Origin of the sequence: Pediococcus sp. M21F004, assembly GCF_051122535.1 — a bacterium.
In the GTDB taxonomy this organism is placed as follows: domain Bacteria; phylum Bacillota; class Bacilli; order Lactobacillales; family Lactobacillaceae; genus Pediococcus; species Pediococcus inopinatus.
The window spans coordinates 1,203,428-1,227,905 of the sequence record NZ_CP177314.1 but is presented as its reverse complement, the minus strand read 5'-3'; the positions used below and the strand labels follow the sequence as shown (position 1 = coordinate 1,227,905).

Sequence of the window (24,478 nt, the reverse complement as noted above, 5' to 3'; positions counted from 1 at the left end):
ATTTATATACGTTGTCTGACGGAGATAAGCGTGCCAAGACGAAAAAAGAAATAAAAGTTTTTCTTGACAAGCTTTTCACCAGATGATATACTTATAAAGTTGTCGCGGTTGATAAGTTACAAAGACCGAAACGGCAATTGGTAGACCTTTGAAAACTGAACAAAGTTTCGACAAAGTAAAATGTGTAGGGTCTTCAAATGAAAATTTTGAAGCAAACATTTGCGAAGTCAATTCGTTTTAAACAATGAAACAACAAATGAGCTTGTAAAAACTCAAGTATAATATGAGAGTTTGATCTTGGCTCAGGATGAACGCTGGCGGCGTGCCTAATACATGCAAGTCGGACGCACTTTCGTTGAATGATTTAGAGATGCTTGCATCGAAGATGATTTTAACTATAAAGTGAGTGGCGAACGGGTGAGTAACACGTGGGTAACCTGCCCAGAAGTGGGGGATAACACCTGGAAACAGATGCTAATACCGCATAATAAAGTAAACCGCATGGTTTTCTTTTAAAAGATGGCTTCGGCTATCACTTCTGGATGGACCCGCGGCGTATTAGCTAGTTGGTGAGATAAAGGCCCACCAAGGCTGTGATACGTAGCCGACCTGAGAGGGTAATCGGCCACATTGGGACTGAGACACGGCCCAGACTCCTACGGGAGGCAGCAGTAGGGAATCTTCCACAATGGACGAAAGTCTGATGGAGCAACGCCGCGTGAGTGATGAAGGCTTTAGGGTCGTAAAACTCTGTTGTTGGAGAAGAACGTGTGTGAGAGTAACTGCTCATGCAGTGACGGTATCCAACCAGAAAGCCACGGCTAACTACGTGCCAGCAGCCGCGGTAATACGTAGGTGGCAAGCGTTATCCGGATTTATTGGGCGTAAAGCGAGCGCAGGCGGTTTCTTAAGTCTAATGTGAAAGCCTTCGGCTTAACCGAAGAAGTGCATTGGAAACTGGGAAACTTGAGTGCAGAAGAGGACAGTGGAACTCCATGTGTAGCGGTGAAATGCGTAGATATATGGAAGAACACCAGTGGCGAAGGCGGCTGTCTGGTCTGTAACTGACGCTGAGGCTCGAAAGCATGGGTAGCGAACAGGATTAGATACCCTGGTAGTCCATGCCGTAAACGATGAATGCTAAGTGTTGGAGGGTTTCCGCCCTTCAGTGCTGCAGCTAACGCATTAAGCATTCCGCCTGGGGAGTACGACCGCAAGGTTGAAACTCAAAAGAATTGACGGGGGCCCGCACAAGCGGTGGAGCATGTGGTTTAATTCGAAGCTACGCGAAGAACCTTACCAGGTCTTGACATCTTCTGCTAACCTAAGAGATTAGGCGTTCCCTTCGGGGACAGAATGACAGGTGGTGCATGGTTGTCGTCAGCTCGTGTCGTGAGATGTTGGGTTAAGTCCCGCAACGAGCGCAACCCCTATTATTAGTTGCCAGCATTAAGTTGGGCACTCTAGTGAGACTGCCGGTGATAAACCGGAGGAAGGTGGGGACGACGTCAAATCATCATGCCCCTTATGACCTGGGCTACACACGTGCTACAATGGACGGTACAACGAGTTGCGAGACCGCGAGGTTAAGCTAATCTCTTAAAACCGTTCTCAGTTCGGACTGCAGGCTGCAACTCGCCTGCACGAAGTTGGAATCGCTAGTAATCGCGGATCAGCATGCCGCGGTGAATACGTTCCCGGGCCTTGTACACACCGCCCGTCACACCATGAGAGTTTGTAACACCCAAAGCCGGTGGAGTAACCTTCGGGAGCTAGCCGTCTAAGGTGGGACAGATGATTGGGGTGAAGTCGTAACAAGGTAGCCGTAGGAGAACCTGCGGCTGGATCACCTCCTTTCTAAGGATATTTAGAAACGGAAACCTACACATATGTCGAAACTTTGTTTAGTTTTGAGAGGTTTACTCTCAAAATTTGTTCTTTGAAAACTAAATAATATCGAAAAATTTTCTAATTTTAATTATCAGATAATTAAACCGAGAACATTGCGTTTTATAGAGTTTTACAACAAGATTAGTTCTTAAAATAATCGCTAAACTCAAAACCACTTTATCTTCGATAAAGTTAGGTTAAGTTATAAAGGGCGCATGGTGAATGCCTTGGCACTAGGAGCCGATGAAGGACGGGACTAACACCGATATGCTTCGGGGAGCTGTAAGTAAGCTTTGATCCGGAGATTTCCGAATGGGGAAACCCAACAACATTAATCCGTTGTTACCACTACGTGAATTCATAGCGTGGCTGGAGGTAGACGTGGGGAACTGAAACATCTCAGTACCCACAGGAAGAGAAAGAAAAATCGATTCCCTGAGTAGCGGCGAGCGAAAGGGGAACAGCCCAAACCAGGAAGCTTGCTTCCTGGGGTTGTAGGACTGAACATTTGAGTTACCAAAGATTTTCATAGCCGAACAGTCTGGGAAGACTGGCCAGAGTGGGTGATAGCCCCGTAGGCAAAATGAAGATCCCTCAGTTCAGGATCCTGAGTACGGCGGAACACGTGTAACTCCGTCGGAATCCGGGAGGACCATCTCCCAAGGCTAAATACTCCCTAGTGACCGATAGTGAACCAGTACCGTGAGGGAAAGGTGAAAAGCACCCCGGAAGGGGAGTGAAACAGTTCTTGAAACCATGTGCCTACAAGAAGTCAGAGCCCGTTAATGGGTGATGGCGTGCCTTTTGTAGAATGAACCGGCGAGTTACGTTTGCATGCCAGGTTAAGTTGAAGAAACGGAGCCGTAGCGAAAGCGAGTCTGAATAGGGCGACTGAGTATGCAGATGTAGACCCGAAACCAAGTGACCTACCCATGTCCAGGTTGAAGGTGCGGTAAAACGCACTGGAGGACCGAACTCGTGTACGTTGAAAAGTGCTGAGATGAGGTGTGGGTAGCGGTGAAATTCCAAACGAACTTGGAGATAGCTGGTTCTCTCCGAAATAGCTTTAGGGCTAGCCTCGGACTTAGGATCATGGAGGTAGAGCCACTGTTTGGACTAGGGGCCCATCTAGGGTTACTGAATTCAGATAAACTCCGAATGCCATTGATTTATGTCCGGGAGTCAGACGGTGAGTGATAAGATCCATCGTCGAAAGGGGAACAGCCCAGACCACCAGTTAAGGTCCCTAAATATATGTTAAGTGGAAAAGGATGTGGAGTTGCATAGACAACTAGGATGTTGGCTCAGAAGCAGCCATCATTTAAAGAGTGCGTAATAGCTCACTAGTCGAGTGATTCTGCGCCGAAAATGTACCGGGGCTTAAACATATTACCGAGACTGTGGATGCCACCGTAAGGTGGCGTGATAGGAGAGCGTTCTAAGGGCGATGAAGGCAGACCGTGAGGACTGTTGGAGCGCTTAGAAGTGAGAATGCCGGTATGAGTAGCGAAAGACAGGTGAGAATCCTGTCCACCGAATGACTAAGGTTTCCTGGGGAAGGCTCGTCCTCCCAGGGTTAGTCGGGACCTAAGTCGAGGCCGAGAGGCGTAGACGATGGATAACAGGTTGAGATTCCTGTACTAGTTAAACTTGTTTGAACAATGGAGGGACGCAGTAGGCTAAGGAAAGCACACAGTTGGATAAGTGTGCCCAAGCAACAAGTCTTAGATAGAGTCAAATGCTTTATCTTTTAAGGACAAGTTGTGATGGGGAGCGAAATTTAAGTAGCGAAGTTCCTGATGTCACACTGCCGAGAAAAGCTTCTAGTTAGAGTTTAACTACCCGTACCGCAAACCGACACAGGTAGTCGAGGAGAGTATCCTAAGGTGTGCGAGAGAACTCTCGTTAAGGAACTCGGCAAAATGACCCCGTAACTTCGGAAGAAGGGGTGCTGATCGCAAGATCAGCCGCAGTGAATAGGCCCAGGCGACTGTTTATCAAAAACACAGGTTTCTGCAAAATCGTAAGATGACGTATAGGGGCTGACACCTGCCCGGTGCTGGAAGGTTAAGTGAATGAGTTAGCTTCGGCGAAGCTTTGAAATGAAGCCCCAGTAAACGGCGGCCGTAACTATAACGGTCCTAAGGTAGCGAAATTCCTTGTCGGGTAAGTTCCGACCCGCACGAAAGGTGTAACGATCTGGGCACTGTCTCAACGAGAGACTCGGTGAAATTATAATACCCGTGAAGATGCGGGTTACCCGCGACAGGACGGAAAGACCCCATGGAGCTTTACTGTAGCTTGATATTGAGTGTTTGTACAACTTGTACAGGATAGGTAGGAGCCGTAGATACCGGAACGCTAGTTTCGGTGGAGGCGTTGGTGGGATACTACCCTCGTTGTGTGAACCCTCTAACCCGCGCCACTAAGCGTGGCGGGAGACAGTGTCAGGTGGGCAGTTTGACTGGGGCGGTCGCCTCCTAAAGAGTAACGGAGGCGCCCAAAGGTTCCCTCAGAATGGTTGGAAATCATTCGCAGAGTGTAAAGGCACAAGGGAGCTTGACTGCGAGACAGACAGGTCGAGCAGGGACGAAAGTCGGGCTTAGTGATCCGGTGGTACCGTATGGAAGGGCCATCGCTCAACGGATAAAAGCTACCCTGGGGATAACAGGCTTATCTCCCCCAAGAGTTCACATCGACGGGGAGGTTTGGCACCTCGATGTCGGCTCATCGCATCCTGGGGCTGTAGTCGGTCCCAAGGGTTGGGCTGTTCGCCCATTAAAGCGGTACGCGAGCTGGGTTCAGAACGTCGTGAGACAGTTCGGTCCCTATCCGTCGCGGGCGTAGGAAATTTGAGAGGATCTGTCCTTAGTACGAGAGGACCGGGATGGACATACCGCTGGTGTACCAGTTGTTCCACCAGGAGCATCGCTGGGTAGCTACGTATGGATGAGATAAACGCTGAAAGCATCTAAGTGTGAAACTCGCCTCGAGATGAGATTTCCCATTCCATTTATGGAAGTAAGACCCCTGAGAGATGATCAGGTAGATAGGTTGGGAGTGGAAGTGTAGTGATACATGGAGCGGACCAATACTAATCGGTCGAGGACTTAACCACAAAGTGGTGTTCTCAAAGAGAAGATTTCGATATTATTTAGTTTTGAGAGAATAAATTTCTTTCACACGAGCCGCGGAAGTGGATCGGAGAAGTGTGGTGACGATAGTGAGAAGGATACACCTGTTCCCATGTCGAACACAGAAGTTAAGCTTCTTAACGCCGAGAGTAGTTGGGGGATCGCTCCCTGCGAGGGTAGGACGTTGCCATGCACTTAGTAAGTTCCCTTAATTGGGAGCTTTTTTTGTGTCTAAATAGTCATTTTAATCAAATATGGTATACTTATTATTGCCACTGTAGCTCAGCTAGGTAGAGCACTTCCATGGTAAGGAAGGGGTCATCGGTCCGAATCCGATAAGTGGCTTAAATAAAAAATATCATGAGAAAAAGTCATTGAAAAATCAATGGTGAACTGAACCCCGATAATTGGAGTAATCCAAATTATCGGGGTTTTGTTATGTTCTCAAAGGAAAATAAAATAAATGCAGTTTTAGAATTAACTAGTGGCCTGCCGCAAAGTATTATCATGAAAAAGTACGGTATCAAGGGCTCTGCCACTTTATATGAATGGAAACGCAGGTTAGAACAGTTCGGTGTTGAAGGTCTAAGTTTAAACCATAAGAAGACTTACTTTGATTATTCGTTTAAAATGAAAGTAATTAAATGGCGTTTAGATCAAAATGCATCCTTGCCGATAACTGCTAAGCAGTTTCGAATTAAACATCCAGCTGTAATTTGGCAATGGGAACGAGCTCTTGAACAAGGACGCCTTAATCCTAATCAAAGGCGGTCAAATACCATGTCAGATAGTAATAATGAAAAGTCTAAAAAGGAATTAGAAGAAGAAAACCGTGAATTGAGAGTTAAATTAGCTTATTTGGAAAAATTACACGCCTTGGTTCAGAAAAAGAAAGCATTAAAAACCAGGAAAAAGCACAAATAGTTGCTGAATTAAGGCGTGATTTGAACGAAGTGCTTAGCTTTATTTTAAAAGTTGTCGGTATGTCAAGTAGTAGTTATCATGATGCACTTAACCGACAATATAAAACTAATTATTCCCAGGACTTAGTGGATGAAATTCTTCAAATTAGACAAGATAATCCAGATTTCGGGTATCGTACGGTTACCGATGCATTAAGGAACAACGGTAAAATTGTTAACCATAAAGTGGTATTAAAGATCATGAAACAAAATGACGTGCTTTGTCATGCTTTTGATCGAAAAACTAGAAAATATAATTCTTATCGAGGTACTGTTGGTAAACTTGCTAAAAACAAACTGAATCGCAGATTCAATACGGATCGACCTTATCAAAAAGTAGTGACCGATGTGACTGAAGTTCGCTGGGGTTCTGGTTCGATTTCTGAGCGTGCTTATTTTACTTCATTTGTTGATCTTTACAGTAACGAGATATTGTCATGGAATATTGGTCTTAGCCCTAATGTAGCGTTTGTCACAAAACCTTTAATGGATTTAATTCGTTCAAAACCACAATTACCTTATAAGATGACAATTCATTCAGATCAAGGTTTTCAATATCAGAATTATCAGTATGTTTCCAAGCTAAAGAAAAACCACATTATGCAGAGTATGAGTCGCAAAGCGACTTGTCTGGATAATGCGGTTGCTGAGAGTTGTTTCCATATTTTAAAAGTTGGAACGGTGCATAATAACCACTATTCCTCCTACGAAGAATTAAGAATAGCCATAACTGAATACGTTAGTTATTATAATAATAAAAGAATTAGAACAAAACTGGCCGGAAAAACTCCGGTACAATACCGAAACCTATCCGACCAGTTGGTTGCTTAAAATTCACTCCAAATTATGGGGTTCAGTTCAATGGCTTTTTTTGTGTCGAATCAAAGGCTGGTAGATATTTAAGCTTAGGTTGCGAACAATAAATATACTTCGTTTTATGAACCGCTACCAAAAAGTCCTCGATTTTTTTCGTGAGAAGTGTATAATCAATAAAAATGTGTAAAATTCTAAGGAGGAAATTTTTAATGGAAACCAAAGATCGATACGCAGTAGATATTGTTCCCTTTGAAGACCGTCATATGTCTTATTGGGATATGTTCGCTACTTGGATTGGTGCTAACGCAAACAATGGAACGTGGTTTGTAGGTGGAATTATTGCTGCCTGTGGTTTCTGGGGTGGTATTCATGCTTTAATTATTGCTTCAAGTATTTCGTACATATTTTTATCACTTGTAGGCTACATGGGATATAAAACAGGCGCTTCAACGATGGCTGTTTCCCGTGCTTCTTTTGGAATTCGGGGGAGTGTTGTTCCTTCAGTTGTTAACGTGACTCAATTCGTAGGTTGGACAGCTGTTAACACTTTTATCGCTGCTACTTCCATGTCATATATTTTACATTCATTATTAGGTTGGCCAGTTTATGGACAACCCGGTGGCGCTAAAGGATTGATTTTTGGTATCTTAGTTATGAGTATCTTACACTTAATAAGTATTTCCGCCGGACAACGGTCGATTCAAATCATTGAGCGAATAGGGATAATTCTCGTTATTATATTCGTTATATGGGAATCGATCGTTGTTTTTCGTGATGTATCGTTTTCTCAAATTGCGAATTGGAAGGTGCCAACTCATCAAAAAATGCCTTTTGGCAGTGCAATCGATACACTTGCTGCATTTAATCTAGCTTGGGTTACGGCCGGCGCAGATTTTACCCGGTTTACTAATAAAAAGAATACTGCAGTTACCGCTCCGTTTCTTGGGGCTGACATAGGTGTGTTCTGGTTTGCCTTTATTGGTTTGGTTGCCACAATTAGTATTGCAGTAACTTCTGGAGTTTACGATGCCAACAATTCTGATCCAAGCACAATTGCAAATCGGTTGGGACTAGGATCAATTGCCATGATTGTCATTGTGTTAACCAGTATGACTGCCAATGCGGTTAATTTACAAGCAGCCGGATCAGCCGTTAATAATATTTTTCCAAAACTAAGTCTTAAAAAATCGCTGTGGATTGTCACAATTCTTGCCACTTTAGTTACTTTTATTCCGGTCTTTGTCGGAAGCTTCTTGGACACATTTACGGCATTTTTGGATTACGTTGGCATGGTGCTTGGCCCCATCGTCAGTATTATATGTGTGGATTTCTACTTGGTTCGAAGACGACACTATCAAGCCACAGAGTTATCTCGAAAAGGTGGTCGGTATTGGTATCGAGGCGGTATTCATTGGCTGGCCTTTTGCTTGTGGGTCGTGGGTGTGCTAGTTTACTTGCTGCTTCAACATGTAGCTTGGATTCGAAATTATACCGGTGCAACATTCATTACCATGATTTTGGTAGGAATTGCGTATTACGTCGTTATGAAGATTAAATGCCATATATTACTTAGTCATTCAAATTAATAAAACCGAGGAGCGTAAATCATGTTAATTAAAAATGTTTATATTGAAAATAATGCGAATAAACAGGACATAAGGATTGAGGATTGTAAGTTTGCAGAAATTGACGCACACTTAACTGCACGAGAAAATGAAAAGATCATCGAAGCTGATGGAAAATTATTATTACCCCCATTTGTTGATTCTCATGTTCATTTGGATGCAACGTTAACTGCTGGAGATCCGGAGTGGAATCAAAGTGGCACGCTGTTTGATGGCATTCGAATTTGGTCAGAACGGAAGAAAAAATTAACACGCGAAGATGTTAAAACCCGAGCAAAAGCCACCATTCGGAAACAAATTGAAAATGGTATTCAAGTAGTTCGAAGCCATGTGGATACGACAGATCCTACAATGACGGCTTTGGAAGCTTTGTTAGAAGTTAAAGCCGAAATGAAAGATGAAGTGGAAATTCAGTTGGTCGCTTTCCCACAAGAAGGGGTATTATCTTATCCTCAGGGTAAAGAACTATTGGAGACGGCCGTTAAAGAGGGTGCAGATGTGATTGGCGGAATTCCCCACTACGAATTTACGCGTGATTATGGCGTCCAATCCTTAAAATATATTGCAGACCTGGCCGAAAAATATGATCGTTTGATCGATGTGCATTGTGATGAAATTGACGATCCCAACTCGCGTAACTTAGAGGTACTTGCAACTTTAGCCTATGAAACTGGGTTGTCTGATCGTGTCACAGCCAGTCACACCACTGCGATGGGCTCATATAATAATGCATACTGCTACAAACTGTTTCGTTTATTGAAACTCGCCAACATTAACATGGTTTCAAATCCACTGGTGAACATTCATTTAGGTGGTCGTTTTGATACGTATCCGAAGCGGCGCGGGATTACCCGTATTAAAGAATTGAATGAAGCAGGGATTAATGTATCGTTTGGAGAAGATGATATTAAGGATCCTTGGTACCCAATGGGAAACGGTAATATGATGGATGCCGTGCATATGGGGATTCATGCTGAGCAACTCATGGGTTACCAAAGTATCATGGATTCATATAATTTTGTAACGAACAATGCCGCAAAGACTCTGCATATAAGTGATCATTATGGAATCGAAGTCGGGAAACCTGCTAATTGCATTATTATGAATAACAATAATTTTTATAATGCCTTAAATGAGCATCCGGAAGTCTTATATTCGATTCGCCAAGGGAAAGTATTAGTTGAAACTAAACCTAAAGAAGTAAAACTTAATTTCTGATAATTCCAGAGAAATAAACAGATGAAACAGTGCCCGATATGCCGCGGTTTCATCTGTTTTTTTACGCAAGCTCTTGAGTATATTGCATGGCAATTCAACTGGAATGTGAGAGAATGAAAACATAAACTAATTTTGGAGCGCTATTATGACGACATTATGGAATACATTTTTAGATCAAAGAACCGAACTTCTTAAAGCATTGTGGGAACATTTACAGATTTCACTAACCTCTTTACTGATTGCCATTGTGATTGCGGTACCTTTGGCAATTTGGGCAACTCACCATAAAAGTGTGGCAGAGGTCCTTTTACAAATTACGAGTGTGCTACAAACGATTCCTTCACTGGCTTTGTTGGGGTTGTTAATCCCTCTGGTGGGAATTGGAAGTGTACCAGCAGTTATCGCGCTAGTTGTTTATGCACTATTACCTATTTTTCAAAATACATATGTGGGAATTGATGAAATCGATCCCTCCATCGAAGAGGCTGCGGATGCATTCGGAATGTCGCGACTGCGGAAACTGAGTAAAGTGGAAATCCCGATTGCGCTACCTGTAATTATATCTGGGATTCGAACTGCTTTAGTCCAGATTGTTGGGACTGCAACTTTGGCTGCTTTGATTGGCGCGGGTGGTCTAGGTAACTTTATCTTACTCGGAATTGACCAAAACGATACGGCATTAATTTTAATTGGGGCAATTTCATCAGCTTTACTTGCGATTATTTTAAGTACCCTGATCAAAGTTCTCCAAAAAGCCCGGTTACGAACCGTTATCGTGACCATTGCTGTGATTATTGTCGGGTTTGTTGGAGTGATCGGCTATCAGGCCGCGGCCCAACCTAAAGAAAATATTATTATTGCCGGCAAACTCGGCTCAGAACCGGATATTTTAATTAATATGTATAAAGATTTGATTGAACAAGATGATAAACATGTCACCGTGACCCTGAAACCAAACTTTGGGACAACTAGTTTCCTATTCAATGCACTTAAAAGTAAAAGTATTGATATGTATCCGGAATTTTCTGGGACTGTGCTCGAAAGCCTGGTTAAAAGCAAAGGCAATACCGCTAATTTGAGTGCTCATAAAACTTATGTGAAGGCTCGAGATGAACTCAAGTCGCAAAACGATATGGCCTATTTGAAGCCCATGAAATATCAAAATACTTTTGCGGTGGCTGTTAAAAGATCATTTGCAGAAAAATATCATTTGAAATCAATCGGAGATTTACGTAAAATCGAAAACCAAATTAATGCCGGGATGACCTTGGAATTTATGAACCGCCAAGATGGATTAAAAGGGATTAAGAAAAAGTATGGCTTAGATTTCAAGGTAAGTTCAATGCAAGCCAGTTTACGGTATGAGGCACTGAAGCGCGGAAATATTAACGTGGGAGATGCTTATTCGACGGATAGTCAGATTAAGCAGCTCGATTTAGTAATGTTAAAAGATACTAAGCATGTATTTCCCCCTTATCAAGGAGCCCCCATCATGTCTGAAAAGTTTGCAACCAGTCATCCTCAGATTGTAAAATCCTTGAACAAGTTATCGGGTAAGATCTCGGATTCGGATATGCAGGAAATGAATTATAAAGTAAATGTGAAAAAAGAGTCCGCTGCGAAAGTCGCCAAGCAGTACTTAATTTCTCATGGATTGTTGAGGGATGATAAATGATGAAACCCAAAGTACCCATTATTGAGTTTAAAGATGTCCGAAAAGAATTTGGTGAAAACTTGGCCATTCAAGATCTGAATTTGGCAATTCAACCGGGCGAACTTTTTGTCCTGGTTGGGACTTCTGGAAGCGGAAAAACAACGACTTTAAAAATGATTAACCAATTGATTACCCAATCAGATGGTGACATTCTTTTTAACGGCAAAAAATTGAAAGAATTTGATACGCAAAGTTTACGACTTGATATTGGTTATGTCCTCCAACAAATTGCGCTATTTCCAACGATGACAGTTGCCCAAAATGTGAGTGTCATTCCAGAAATGAAGAAAATTCCGAAGAAAACAACGGCCGAAATTGTTGATAATCTCCTTACCCAAGTTGGTCTGGACCCCAAAGAATATCGTGATCGGATGCCGGATGAATTATCAGGTGGAGAACAGCAACGAATTGGCATTATTCGAGCAATTGCGGCCAAGCCCCCAGTTGTTTTATTTGATGAACCTTTTAGTGCTTTGGATCCAATTGTGCGAACACAACTACAAGATTTAGTGTTAGATTTACATCAAAAAATGCATAATACGATTATCTTCGTGACCCATGACATGGATGAAGCATTGAAATTGGGTGACCGAATTGGCGTGATGAGTCACGGCCAGCTCCTTCAAACGGATACTCCGGAAAATATCGTGCAGCATCCGGTTAACCAATTTATAGAAAATTTCTTTGCTAGTTCAGTTGCAAAAAATATCTATGAAACCCAGCTGGCTAAACTAGTAAAATCGGGATATGTCCTAAAAAGTAGTAATGCTGCAAATAACTTGAAGGAGCTCGACGATACGGAGACCTTGGAGAGTGCCTTTATGGAACTGGCAGAAAATGATGAGATTTTGGTGATGCATGATCAAAAGAAAGTCGGATATCTAAATCGGCAACAAGTCATGCGTTATTTAAGTGAAGTTCAACGATAAACTAAAAATCAGAGGAGTGAATCAAAATTGGAAAAATTTGATGTTGTGATTATTGGTGCTGGCCCTGGCGGTGGTGCATTGGCGTATGACTTAAAGGCTCAAAACCTGAAAGTGGCCGTTGTTGAAGAAAATCTATGGGGTGGAACCTGCCCTAATCGCGGATGTGATCCTAAAAAAGTTTTAATTTCTGCTTTGGATGCAAAACGGCATGCAGAACATTTGGTGGGAAAAGGCATTCAAAAGGCTCCGGAGATTAACTGGGTCGACTTAATGAAATTCGAAAAAACATTCACGGATCCGGTTTCTTCGGGCACAAAAAAAGGTTTAGAAGACGCCGGTATTACGGTGATTGATGGGTCAGTAAAATTTAAGGATGCCCATACAATCCAAGTGGGCGAAAAACAGATTCAAGCTGATAAGTTTGTGATTGCAACTGGCGCTCGTCCTGGAATCCTAGAAATTGATGGTAAAAAACATTTTAAAACTAGTACGGACTTCCTAAAAATGCCAACAATGCCTAAGATCATTACTTTTGTGGGCGGTGGCTACATTGCGTTTGAGTTTGCGGCAATTGCAAGTGCTGCCGGTGCGCAGGTTCACATTGTGCATCATAACGATCGACCACTTAAGGCGTTTCCAAAAGCGGATGTAAAACGGTTAATTACCCAACTGGAAGAAAAGGGTGTTCAATTCCATTTTGGGGTGGACGTTAGTCGGATTGATAAAAATGCGCAAGGCTTTGAGCTTGTGAGTGCTCAAGGATTCAGTTTACAGACGAATGAAGTCTTTTGTACCGCTGGGCGGGTGCCTAATGACGATGCGCTAGCTTTAGAACAGGCCGGTGTTACGTATTCCAAACGGGGAATTCAAGTAAATGATCATTTACAAACAACGGCTGAAAATATTTTTGCCATTGGGGATGTTGTGGATAAAAGCCAACCCAAACTCACACCAGTATCTGGATTTGAAGCACAATATTTAGCTGGGTATCTAGCTGGCAATCAGGCGGCTATCACGTATCCGGCAATCCCAACTGTTGTGTACGGGGAAACTCGTTTAGCAATGGTAGGAATCAAAGCTTCTGAAGCTGAAAAAGATGCCGATCAATTTGAAATTAAAGATTTAGATTTAACGAGCTGGTTTACTTATCGGCGCTTGAACGAACCGTTGGCACATGTTACAGTAATAACATCTAGAAAAACAGGTGCGGTTGTTGGAGCCAGCTTGATGAGTAGTGAAGCAGATGATTTTATTAATTATTTTGCGATGGCAATTAATGGTCAATTGACTCCAGAAAATTTAAAACAAACAATTTTCTCTTATCCAACCGCAGCTAGCGATTTATCCTATTTAATCTAACTTTACGGAGGCTGTTATATGGAATTCATTGGGACACTTTGTTTAATACTATTTTTAACGTTATTTTTTGGTCATTATAGCCAACGGATGGGTGTCCCAGGGGTTATTGGGCAGCTTTTAGTCGGAGTCATTTTGGGTCCGGCTATTTTAAATTGGATTCATTTGAATACCTTGGTTCAAACCTTTGCGGATCTTGGCGTGATTATTCTGATGTTTATCGCTGGTTTGGAAAGCAATATCGCCTTACTAAAGAAGTATTTACGTCCGGCACTTGTGGTGGCCGTGATTGGGGTGATCTTCCCTGGGGTAATCATGGGTGGCGCAGGATTATTATTTCATTTTAGTCGCTTAGAATGTTTCTTTATTGGTGTCGTATTTTCAGCAACTTCGGTAAGTATCTCAGTTGAAGTACTTAAAGAGTTTCACGTGTTGGATACTAAAGAGGGCGCAACGATTTTAGGAGCGGCTGTGGCTGATGATATTATTGGCGTTATTTTGTTGAGCATCATGGTCAGCATGATGGGCGATTCGGCTGGAAATGAGAATCTGGGTCTAGTTATTTTAAAACAGGTTTTGTATTTCGTTGGCGTTTATCTTGTGATTAAATGGATCGCGCCATATTTGATGCGTACGGCAGATAGATTATTTATGACGTCTAGTCGCACGATTATGTCGATGATTATCTGTTTAGGGATGGCCTGGCTAGCGGAGTCTGTGGGGCTTAGTGGTGCCGTTGGGGCCTTCTTTGCTGGGATTGCGGTTGCGATGACTCCCGCTCATGAAGAAATTGATCAAAGTATTGAACCAATTGGGTACGCGGTGTTTATTCCGATGTTCTTTATCAGTGTTGGATTAAATATGGACTTTTCCCATTTATTGCAGTCATTAGGGTTTGTCATTTTGATGACTGTGCTTGGGATTGGCACAAAACTAATCGGTTGTGGCCTAGGTGGCAAACTATCAGGTTTTGACTTAACCAGTAATTATGTGATCGGTGCAGGGATGATTTCGCGAGGAGAAATGGCGTTGATTACTGCGCAAATTGGATTTTCAGCCCACTTAATTGATCCAACCCACTACTCTGACGTGATTTTGGTTATTATTCTGGTGACGATGATTGCACCATTTATATTGAAGCATGCAATTGGCCACCAAAGAAAAGTTTTGGCTAAATAAGACGAATTCTAACAAAAGAAATAAAAATAGTAAAAATAATTGCAATTAACTCGGATAAAGAGTATCCAAATCTTAAAAAATGTCGTATAATGAACTTAAAAGTTTCTTAATCAGTCAAAAGGGTTTGGAGGTTTGTCAAATGAAGAATAATCAAGATAATAAATTACATTTCAAAATGTATAAGGTACATAAACAATGGTTGTATGCAGGCCTTGTTTTGGTGGGCATTAATGCTGTAGGCGTATTTAATACACCCCATGTATCAGCGGATACTTCAGCAACTTCAACAGAAACTAGTGCAAATCAGACTAAGTCTAGTAGCTATGCTTATTCAGATTCTTATGCAACTAGTTCAGCTACTAGTAGTGTGAGTCAAGCAAGTACAGCAAGTAACGCTTCTTCTGCCAGCTCTAGTAGTGCAGCAAGTTCAAGCAGTGCAAAAAAATCGGCTGCTAGTGAAAGTGCTAAAAAGGCATCTGAGGCTTCAAGTTCAGCTTTGAGTTCCGCAGCAGCTAGTTCTGCTGCTAGCTCAGTAGCTGCTGCAAGTAGTGCTAGCAGTTCGGTGGCCGCTTCGTTAGCTCCTAGTTTAAGCACAACACCTAGTTCATCATCGAGCGTGGTTTATCCAGCATCTTCTAGTGCTGCGAGCGTTTCACCAATTAGTAGTGCTGCAAGTAGTGCGGTTGCTTCAACTAGTTCAGATGCAACTAGCGCTGCATCTTCTGCCGCAAGTGAAGCAACTCCAGGTTCATCTTCAGATTTAAATACTGACCAAACAAGCAGTGAAGCGACTTCCGTTTCTGCTGCAAGTTCAGAAAGTGTTAGTTCAGCAGTTTCCAGTGCTTCAACGCCTTCAACTGCTAGTTCAGCATCAGTCAGCTCAGATGCTAAGTCAAGTTCTTCAGCTGCCAGCAGCGCCACCACAACAATGGCTACTAAGGCAGTGACAACGACTACAACTGTGCAAACAACTGTTATGAACGCAACGGTTTCAAAAGTAATGAGCCAAGCAACTGCAGACGTTCAAAGAGCTACAACGGCTCATCAGCGTGTTGATCGAAGCGCTTATTTGAGTGATTTGAGTGTATTTGCGGACACAAAGGCGGCTACAAAAGTTGAAGTTGCTGATTTAAATGATGATTATCAACAAGCTGCAATTCCTGTAGTTCAGTTCCAAACAACTTCACGGGCTATTAGTAATGCTCAAAGTGAAGCTGCCCAGACAACAGAGAAGGCATCTGCCAATAGTGATAAAGATGATAATTCATCTTCTGAAATGATGGCGCAAAGTGCCGGATTTGATGCTGATGGACATTCGGAATTAGCTGGTGGCACATATGTCATCCAAAATAATAAACAAAAATAGAGTTTAATAGAGATTAGAATAGCCATTCCGCTCACTAAACTGTGAGTTGGATGGCTATTTTTGTTTGAAAAGATTCAGCGAAATGGTGTACCACCAAAACTAAATAAGTTGTAAGATAAAAGGCGTGAACTTTTTAAGGGAAGAAGAGAAATTCTTTGTCAAAACGAAATATATTAATTGTGACATGCGCTTTATTGTTATCAAACGCGATGAGTGGCTTGGACAGCACCATTATTAATACGGCATTACCAGCAATTATTTCTGATTTACACGGAATTGAAATGATGGGCTGGATCGTGGCCGTATTTTTACTTGGAACAGCTGTCAGTACACCATTATGGAGCAAGTTGGGAGAACATATTGGAAATAAGCGGAGTTATCAGTTGGCTGCGTTATTTTTTGTGGGCGGTTCCCTACTCCAAGGGCTAGCTCCAAATATCGTTTTTCTGATTATTGCCAGAACTATTGCTGGAATTGGTAATGGAGGTGTGGTTTCGTTACCCTACATTATTTATGCAAGAATGTATGAAAATCCGCGTAAACGTATGCAGGTGTTAGGGCTGGTTTCGGCAAGTTATAGTACGGCAACGATTATCGGACCTTTAGTGGGTGGATTCATTGTGGATGCTTTTACTTGGCATTGGGTTTTCTATTTAAATATTCCAATTGGATTGCTTTCCGCCCTCCTAGTTCAGATTTACTACAAACTAGAAAAAGATCCACATAAAAACAGACCAGTTGATTATCTGGGGTCAATTTTTATGAGCCTAGGGTTAATCAGCTTATTGGCCGGAATTGAAATGATTGGGAGCGCTAGCGGGATGCTTGTAGGTGGGCTCTTCGTGATAGCAATTATTTGTTTGGGAAGTATGGCTCGCTTTGAAAAAAGCGCTATTGATCCGATTATTCCTAGTCGACTGTTTAAAAATCGGGCCTTAATGATTGATTTTACGTTATTTACATTAATTTGGGGTGCGTTTGTTGGATTCCTCATTTATAGTCCTATGTGGGCTCAAGGATTGCTGGGTACCAGCGCATTAATTGGTGGGGCTACGCAAATTCCTAGTTCGTTTACTAATTTTATGGGATCCGGATCAGTGGCGCCGTTACGCCGTTATTTCACACCACATAAAGTTGTGGCATTAGGGATTATTATGTTGATTGCCTCGTTTCTGCTCTTAGTTGTGGGTGGTGTTAAAACTCCTTATTGGGTTTTGCTAGTGGCTGGAGCCTTTGAAGGCTTTGGTAATGGGGCTTGTTTTAATGAATTACAGGTAAAGGTTCAACAAGATGCGGACAAGACCGATATTCCGGTTGCAACATCGTTTAGTTTTTTGGTCAGAATGCTTAGTCAAACGTTCACGGCTTCTATTTTTGGGCTGGTAATGAATGATGCCTTGCGAAAAGGTGTTAATCGGTCAAACGGATCAATTACAATGAAGATGATGAATAAACTTAGTGATGCGACCAATATCAAGTCCTTACCGGCACATTTGATTCCGCAAATGCGGGTCATTTTGCATAGTGGGCTCCATAATATTATGGTGGTGGCCTTGGTTTTGATGTTAATTTCTTTGGCAATTAATATCTGGGCGCAAAGAATGGAAAAACGGGTTCAGCCACAAGAATAGTTAATATCTAGGCCGCAAGCGACATTCAGCCCCAAATAATCATTCTGGTTTTCAAACGGACTCCAGGTATAACAGTTAAAAATTGTTAGTGTAAAGTTTTAGTAGGAAAGTGAAAAAGCCTTTTCGCAACACGAGAAGACCGTTAATCTTCTAATTGGGTACAGCAGCCAGCAGCACCATGGGTAATTTGGTGAAGATTATTTCGTGAAACCTGGATGATAGGTGTAGTGGAGGCGTTGATGGGAGAGTGTGGCGATGTCACTTGGCGATTTATCGCTTAGAGACATGGGAAGACTGGAGAGATCCACTTCTGGCCTGAAGGGTGAGAAATTAGCTCGCAAGCGACCCACACGGCCCCACATCAGCACCGGAACGGAACCAAAAGCAGATAAGAACTTAAACAAAATCTGATTAGCGGCACTACCTACTAAAACCTGCCACATACTTGAAAATCCGCTAAGTTTCCTATCTGAGTAATAAGTTGTAATATGGAGGCTGGTTAACTACAGAAGGAAGGCTATCTTTCCCTTCGAGGTTATTACAAATTAGATTAGAAAGAAGTTGGCTGTTTTGTCATTATGGCTTATATTGATTATTTTACTGGCTACAGGCGCTGCTGCCGGACTTTTATCTTCGATTGCCGGTCTGGCTTCGTTAGTGTCGTACCCAGTTCTACTATTGTTGGGTTTACCACCGATTAGTGCCAACGTGACGAACACTGCCGCTCTGATTTTTACTGGAGCCGGTTCTAGTTTATCCTCACTGAGAGAGTTACACCACAGTCGAAAAACAGCACTTCAGGTTACAGCCTATGCCCTAATTGGTGGCGTTATTGGGAGTGTTTTATTAGCTTTTGCTCCGGCTGCCACGTTTGAACGGGTGGTGCCATTTTTAGTTTTCGGTGCTGGAATTTTGATGCTTTGGTCTCAATTTAGGAAAAAGCCGACCCAACCTAAACCAACTGAGAAAAGTTTAAAAGTGACTATTTTTAAAAATTTCACGATTCTTTTGGTTGGGGTTTATATCGGGTATTTTGGTGCCTCAGCGGGGATGATCCTGTTATCAATTTTGATTGTGACTTTGAGCGAACCCTTTGCGGAGATCAATGCGATTAAAAACTTCGCGTCCTTTATGACAAACATCTTATCATTGATCATTTATGCGTTCACCACGAAAGTTTATTGGTGGATGGTAGTGCCGCTAGGAATTGGCATGTTCGTCGGCGGGTATATAGGGCCAGTGGTAATTCGCCATGTTCCGATTAAACCACTGCGGACAATTATTGCGTTTGCGGCGTTTGGACTGGCGGGCTATTTATTTTATACCGCCTACTTTTAAAAGAATGCGATTTTTGCTGGGAAATCCTCAGTGAAAATCGCTTTTTGTTTAGAGAGATTTAAATTGAAAGTGTCTAAACTATGCCATCAATGTTAAAATTGCATTAGGAAATCTTAAAGAAAATATGAGGAAAACGCAAAATGAAAACAACATATTATAATGCTGAGGTATTTAACGGAGTCGATAACAAAATTATTTCGGATGCTTGGTTTACGGTAGATGATGAGACTGGCAAGTTTATGGAAATGGGGACTAAAACCCCTTCAAATGATAATCTTCAGGTTGATCTGCATGGACAGTATGTGATGCCGGGACTGATTAATGCCCATACGCATATTATGATGAATCCCGTCACAAGTAAAATGGATTTTTTAACAGAAACGGAAGTCGCCTTTACAGCATTACAAAATTTGAAGGATCTTTTGGAATCTGGTGTGACATATATTCGTGAATGCGGTTGTGCATTTAATACCGACATCAAACTAAATCGGCTCGCAAAACAGCGCGAAGTTTTTGGCCCCGAAATCATGCCAAGTGGGCGGCCTTTTTCAATCATCGGTGGTCATGGCGATGCCCCTGAAAATGAAGATGGCAGTGTTAATTTTTCTTATTTAATTAATTCTCCAGACGAAATGCGAAAAGCAGTTCGAATTGCTTTTAAAAATGGTGCAAAAAACATTAAATTAATGGCGACTGGTGGCGTTATGTCTGCAACTGATCAAGTTGATGATACAGAACTGACGACAGCAGAAATGAAAGTGGCTGTTGAAGAAGCCCATTCAAAACATATGATTGTGGCAGCTCATGCGCAAGGTCACCAAGGAATTCAAAAGGCTTTAGATGCCGGGGTTGATTCTATTGAACATGGAATCTACATTGACGAACAGCAGGCCGAATTTATGAAAGCTAATCATGTATACCTAGTCCCCACTTTGAATGCACCGGCATGTATTTCTAAGTACGGTAAAGGCAAAATTCCTGCGTATATGAGTACTAAGAATGAACAGGTAGAAAAGGCTTTTTATGAACACATGACAATGGCAATGCGAAAAGGCGTCAAATTTGTGGTTGGAACCGATGCCGGGACGCCATTTAATAGTTTTAAAACGGGAACCTGGGAGGAAATGGGGTTAATGGTCCATAAAATTGGTGCCACTCCCTATCAAGCTTTGCTGGGAGCAACTAGTTATGCAGCCGATTTATTGAAAATTAGTGCGGATTATGGAAGTTTAGGAACTGGAAAAGTTGCTGATTTCTTAGTTTTAAACAAGAACCCTTTAGAAAAGATTGAAGCTGTTCAACAAGCAGACAAAGCAATTTATAAAAAAGGCCATCGGGTGGTCTAAAACCGCCTTACTATTTATTGGGAGTTTAAAGATATGAGATACTTAATGTTGTTGCGGGGGATCAATGTTGGTGGGCATAATCGAGTTGTTATGAAAGAGTTGCGGGAAAATTTAGCGGCGGTTGGCTTTACCAATGTCAGTTCTTATATCAACAGTGGCAACTTGATCTTTGACAGCTCGCACTCGCAAACTGATGTGACACAGATGGTTCAACAGCTGTTGGCGCAGAATTATATTTTTCCAGTAACCTCACTGATACTATCGGCTCAGGACTATCAACAAGACTTTTTGACAGTTCCACAATGGTGGGGGTCCGATCGCGAGCTGCGGCATAATGCGTTATTTTTGTTACCCAGTTTTGACCGCCAATCGTTTGCAAGAATTCAAAGCCAGGTGGGTGACTATGATCAGGTTGCTTATACTGCTAATATGATTTTTTGGACAGCACCATTTAAAAAAGATTATAGTAAATCATTTTATTCCAAACTTATGAAAGAGTCCTTCTACAAAGATATTACAATCAGAAACCGCAATACCGCCCTAAAATTAGGCAATTTGTTGAAGAATTCATAGATAAATAAAAGCATCCAAACTCAATTGAGTTTGGATGCTTTTTTATCTCTATTTTGTGGTGCTTTTTAGTGATTTTTCAATTTCGTCAGTCATTTTTAAAGGGTTAGTCTTCGGGGCATACCGTTTTACGACATTTCCTTCACGATCAACGAGAAATTTTGTGAAATTCCATTTGATAGCAGAACCCAATGTACCGGGTGCGGCTTCAGTTAAATATTTAAACAAAGGTAGTGCGTCTTTGCCGTTTACATCTGCAATCGTGTGCATGGGAAAGCTCACGCCATAGGTGGTCCGACAGGCAGCAGCCGCTTCTTCACTAGTGGATACTTCTTGCTTGAATTGATTGGATGGAAATCCCAATACAACCAGCCCCTGATCCTTATATTCCTTATAAAGTTGTTCTAACTGCTTAAACTGAGGCGCAAATCCACATTTAGTAGCAGTGTTCACAATAACTAACGGGTGGTCACGATATTTTTCTAGTGAATAAGTATCACCATTCTCTAATGTAACGGTATAATCATAAATTGACATGTCCGGACCTCCTTATAGCTATTATACCTATTTTTTAAAAAAAATTGCTGAATAATGCTTTGTTAGACCCGTAATAGTATTCCCTGGACCAGGTTAATAAGGTATACTGTATTGTGATACATGCCGGGAAATTACTGACTATAAGAAAAAGAAATTAAATGGGCGCACAAATATGGAAACGTTAACGCAACTTGAACATTTATTATTATGGATTAGTCTGGTTACAATTAGTGTTTTTTTAATTATAATTGTAATTTACTATTATCGTTCCCGAAAAAGATCAAATAATTATCTTGGCAAGCAGCAACTTGAATTACGTTATTTCATTCAAAATCAGGTGGATTATCATGGCCGGCTGATTGGCTATGAGTGTTTATTACGAGAACATGATGCAGATGGTGAATGGCGGTTACCCCGAGAGCTGGAAACCCTGCCCTTACAAAGGGTGATTTTTCTATTACAGGATACTTTCAAATCACTTTCCAAGGATCCCATTACTCTGTCAATCAACCTCGAATATGAGCAAATTGTTAGTGATGAATTTGATTATTTTGTGCGGTGGGCAATTAGTAATATCGAGCCGATGCACTTAAACGTGGAATATACGGCCGGGCGCAATAGTGAGCTTTTGAATAAACGAAGATTCAAGCAGCGCGTGATTATGGGATGCATTTTTCGATTGACAACGTCGGCTCCGAACTATCCAACTTGAATGATATTGAGTGGATGCTTCCCGTCACCGATACTTTAAAATGTTCCATGCGTAGTTTTCGCAAAACGGATCCTGATGAGTGGCTGGACTTAAATTTACAGTTTTGGAATCACTTATCACAAGAACGCCATATTAAACTAGTATTAACGGGGATTGAAGACAAACAGGACGAAGCCTTAGCGCAGCAACTCCAGATTGATATTCGTCAGGGGTACCTATTTGGTCATCCGATCGATCCCCACGTAAATGAAGAGGCAAAAAATGACAACCAAAAACAACCAAAAAAGTGAAGATAAAGAAACTGAAGAGAAACAAATAAAAGCCTATCAAGATGATTATTTTTCAAAAGGGCATTGGCTACGCAAAATTTGGCAAACTTTATTAGTCTTATTTGGCTGGATCTGTGTGTTTATTCCCATCATTGTAACGGTTCTTTCTTATTTAGGTGTTGAATACCACCTATTTAAGCCTATCTGGACGTATCGTGAGGGAATTTTTGAAATCAAATTTATCGGAATACTGTTGCTGTTTTTATTTGTCATGGCGCTTGTGTTCAGTGTTTCCATGTCGTTGATTCAAAATCGTAAACGTGATCGGTTGGTAGAACAATGGCCAACATTTAATCCGATTAACCAAAAATGACGCACCACTGAGTTAGATAAATTTATGGACAAGCGGTTTGGTCCGGAAGAGGCTCGCCAAAATGCGCGTAACTATCGCGTTGAACCAGAACAGAATTTAGAAACGCACGAAATAAAAAAGTTATTTGATGCGCACGATATTGATGATCTTTAGAAAGTGACGGCTGATTTATGATTGATCATGTTTTTGATGCAACAACTGGGGCAACAATTTTAAATATCTTTTTACTGATCCTATGTCTATATCCAGTTATGGGGTCTTTTTTCTGGTTCTGTGGATCTCTAAGCTATCGCTGGTTACGGTCAGAAAAAGCGGACAGCAATTGGAAAGTATTACCACCTGAAAAACAACCGATGGTCACCATTATGATCCCAGCGCATAATGAAGAAATTATGATTGCTGACACGATTAATTATTTATTTAAAGAGTTAAATTATCAAAATTTTGAAGTGCTGTTAATGGATGATGGGTCGACGGATAAAACAGCCGAGATTGTAACCGAATTGGAAGAAATCTACCCTCGACTGCGGATGATTCATATTGTGAAAAATAAGGGCAAAGCGCATGCCTTTAATATTGGGATGTATTTTGCCAAGGGTGACTACATTTTAAGCAATGATGCGGATACTATTCCGGAGCCAGACGCGCTGATGAAGTATATGAATTATTTTATTCATGATCGTGATCTAAACACATCTGCGGTGACTGCCAATATGGATGTGCAGAATCCGCACCAAACTGCTAGCGAAATCCCAAACGGTGGAATTTTCAAGTATTGTAGGCGTTATTAAACGAAGCCAGGCAGCAATTAATGATTCAATGTATGCTTATAGTGGTGCAAATACTATGTATCGTAAAAACTTTTTGATTGATGTAGGGGGCTTTCGACAGGATCGGGCGACCGAAGATATCAGTATTGCCTGGGATCATCAGGCAATTGGCGCGGTACCTCGTTTTGCACCCAATATCGTTTTTCATATGAATGTGCCAGAAACAATTCCTGACTTATATCGGCAACGGAAACGCTGGGCCCGGGGTGGGACGGAAGTTTGGTTAACGAATATTAAGAAATTTATTTTTCATCCCATTAAACGACGCTATCAGCTTTCAATGTTTATTGATTCAACACTTTCCATTATCTGGTCCTTTTTCTTCCTAATTACCACTGCAATTTTTTTAATCACCATTATTTATTTTTTTATGACCGGAAACTGGGAACGATTACTGCATAGCATTGAAATGTCATTTATTTTTGTGAATTTCGAGATGCTGGCGGGCTTTATGCAGCTTTTAGCGGCCTTGATTTTGGATCATCATGGTGCCAAATTAAAATATCTTCTTTTTGCGCCATGGTACATGTTATTTTACTGGATGATCAACCCAATTACGGTTGTCATGACGTTTATTCCCGCAATGAAAACAATTTTTGGTCGCGGATCCGGAACTTGGAAAAGCCCGGAACGAAAGAAATTTACCAAGTAGTATCTAATTAAAAACGGCATCTGACTTGATT

Annotated in this window: 14 protein-coding genes, 1 tRNA gene, 3 rRNA genes and 3 pseudogenes; 20 read left to right on the top strand and 1 reads right to left on the bottom strand. The window is 41.6% G+C overall.

Annotation, left to right across the window (positions count from 1 at the left end; genetic code table 11):
* Window positions 1-279: 279 nt before the first annotated feature.
* The 17 genes from ACLHK8_RS06330 (at window position 280) to ACLHK8_RS06250 (ending at window position 21,077) form a co-directional block, all read left to right on the top strand.
* Window positions 280-1,857 (top strand): 16S ribosomal RNA (locus ACLHK8_RS06330).
* Between the two features lie 228 nt (window positions 1,858-2,085).
* A 23S ribosomal RNA gene (locus ACLHK8_RS06325) occupies window positions 2,086-5,008 on the top strand.
* Between the two features lie 92 nt (window positions 5,009-5,100).
* Window positions 5,101-5,217: ribosomal RNA gene (gene rrf / locus ACLHK8_RS06320) — 5S ribosomal RNA — on the top strand.
* The 16S, 23S and 5S rRNA genes sit together here with 1 tRNA gene alongside, the layout of an rRNA operon.
* 78 nt (window positions 5,218-5,295) lie before the next feature.
* A tRNA-Thr gene (locus ACLHK8_RS06315) sits at window positions 5,296-5,369 on the top strand.
* 93 nt (window positions 5,370-5,462) lie between these two features.
* Window positions 5,463-5,948 (top strand): helix-turn-helix domain-containing protein, encoded by a 486-nt coding sequence (locus ACLHK8_RS06310; RefSeq protein ID WP_063698689.1) that lies wholly within the window; start codon window positions 5,463-5,465, stop codon window positions 5,946-5,948.
* Window positions 5,949-5,968: 20 nt separating this feature from the next.
* Window positions 5,969-6,817, top strand: a complete 849-nt coding sequence (locus ACLHK8_RS06305) for an IS3 family transposase (protein WP_320531864.1) — start codon at window positions 5,969-5,971, stop codon at window positions 6,815-6,817.
* 194 nt (window positions 6,818-7,011) lie between these two features.
* Window positions 7,012-8,388 (top strand): cytosine permease, encoded by a 1,377-nt coding sequence (locus ACLHK8_RS06300; protein WP_063696535.1) that lies wholly within the window; start codon window positions 7,012-7,014, stop codon window positions 8,386-8,388.
* A 21-nt stretch (window positions 8,389-8,409) separates the two neighbouring features.
* Window positions 8,410-9,645: a cytosine deaminase gene (codA, locus tag ACLHK8_RS06295; RefSeq protein ID WP_434520234.1), complete on the top strand. Its 1,236-nt coding sequence runs from the start codon at window positions 8,410-8,412 to the stop codon at window positions 9,643-9,645.
* 145 nt (window positions 9,646-9,790) lie between these two features.
* The gene (locus tag ACLHK8_RS06290; protein ID WP_323714710.1) at window positions 9,791-11,320 is read left to right on the top strand and encodes an ABC transporter permease/substrate-binding protein; all 1,530 of its coding nucleotides are present in this window, start codon (window positions 9,791-9,793) and stop codon (window positions 11,318-11,320) included.
* Window positions 11,317-12,288, top strand: coding sequence for an ABC transporter ATP-binding protein (locus tag ACLHK8_RS06285; protein WP_082623322.1), 972 nt, complete (start codon window positions 11,317-11,319; stop codon window positions 12,286-12,288). Before ACLHK8_RS06290 ends, ACLHK8_RS06285 begins: the two co-directional genes overlap by 4 nt.
* A gap of 27 nt (window positions 12,289-12,315) precedes the next feature.
* On the top strand, window positions 12,316-13,647 hold the full coding sequence (locus tag ACLHK8_RS06280) for a dihydrolipoyl dehydrogenase family protein (RefSeq protein ID WP_434520233.1): 1,332 nt from the start codon (window positions 12,316-12,318) through the stop codon (window positions 13,645-13,647).
* A gap of 18 nt (window positions 13,648-13,665) precedes the next feature.
* Window positions 13,666-14,823 carry a cation:proton antiporter gene (locus ACLHK8_RS06275; protein ID WP_063696540.1) on the top strand — a complete coding sequence of 386 codons (1,158 nt, stop codon included), beginning with the start codon at window positions 13,666-13,668 and terminating at the stop codon, window positions 14,821-14,823.
* 139 nt (window positions 14,824-14,962) lie between these two features.
* Complete coding sequence (locus tag ACLHK8_RS06270) at window positions 14,963-16,189, top strand: KxYKxGKxW signal peptide domain-containing protein (RefSeq protein ID WP_434520232.1); 1,227 nt, start codon at window positions 14,963-14,965, stop codon at window positions 16,187-16,189.
* Between the two features lie 155 nt (window positions 16,190-16,344).
* Window positions 16,345-17,820 (top strand): MFS transporter, encoded by a 1,476-nt coding sequence (locus ACLHK8_RS06265; RefSeq protein ID WP_434520231.1) that lies wholly within the window; start codon window positions 16,345-16,347, stop codon window positions 17,818-17,820.
* A gap of 570 nt (window positions 17,821-18,390) precedes the next feature.
* A complete protein-coding gene (locus tag ACLHK8_RS06260) occupies window positions 18,391-19,158 on the top strand; it encodes a sulfite exporter TauE/SafE family protein (RefSeq protein ID WP_057775164.1) in 768 nt (255 codons plus the stop codon).
* 140 nt (window positions 19,159-19,298) lie between these two features.
* Window positions 19,299-20,504, top strand: a complete 1,206-nt coding sequence (locus ACLHK8_RS06255) for a metal-dependent hydrolase family protein (RefSeq protein WP_057775161.1) — start codon at window positions 19,299-19,301, stop codon at window positions 20,502-20,504.
* 33 nt (window positions 20,505-20,537) lie between these two features.
* Window positions 20,538-21,077: a DUF1697 domain-containing protein gene (locus tag ACLHK8_RS06250; RefSeq protein ID WP_063696542.1), complete on the top strand. Its 540-nt coding sequence runs from the start codon at window positions 20,538-20,540 to the stop codon at window positions 21,075-21,077.
* 48 nt (window positions 21,078-21,125) lie between these two features.
* Here the strand turns inward: ACLHK8_RS06250 and ACLHK8_RS06245 are convergent, their stop codons facing one another.
* Window positions 21,126-21,611: a glutathione peroxidase gene (locus ACLHK8_RS06245; protein WP_063697348.1), complete on the bottom strand. Its 486-nt coding sequence runs from the start codon at window positions 21,609-21,611 to the stop codon at window positions 21,126-21,128.
* 172 nt (window positions 21,612-21,783) lie between these two features.
* Between ACLHK8_RS06245 and ACLHK8_RS06240 the strand changes: the two are divergent.
* The 3 pseudogenes from ACLHK8_RS06240 to ACLHK8_RS06230 all read left to right on the top strand — a co-directional run bounded on the left by ACLHK8_RS06240 (window position 21,784) and on the right by ACLHK8_RS06230 (window position 24,447).
* A pseudogene (locus ACLHK8_RS06240) lies at window positions 21,784-22,613 on the top strand (EAL domain-containing protein).
* Window positions 22,570-23,118 (top strand): annotated as a pseudogene (locus tag ACLHK8_RS06235) (hypothetical protein). The pseudogenes ACLHK8_RS06240 and ACLHK8_RS06235 overlap by 44 nt, the downstream one beginning before the upstream one ends.
* A gap of 17 nt (window positions 23,119-23,135) precedes the next feature.
* A pseudogene (locus ACLHK8_RS06230) lies at window positions 23,136-24,447 on the top strand (glycosyltransferase family 2 protein).
* Window positions 24,448-24,478: the final 31 nt, after the last annotated feature.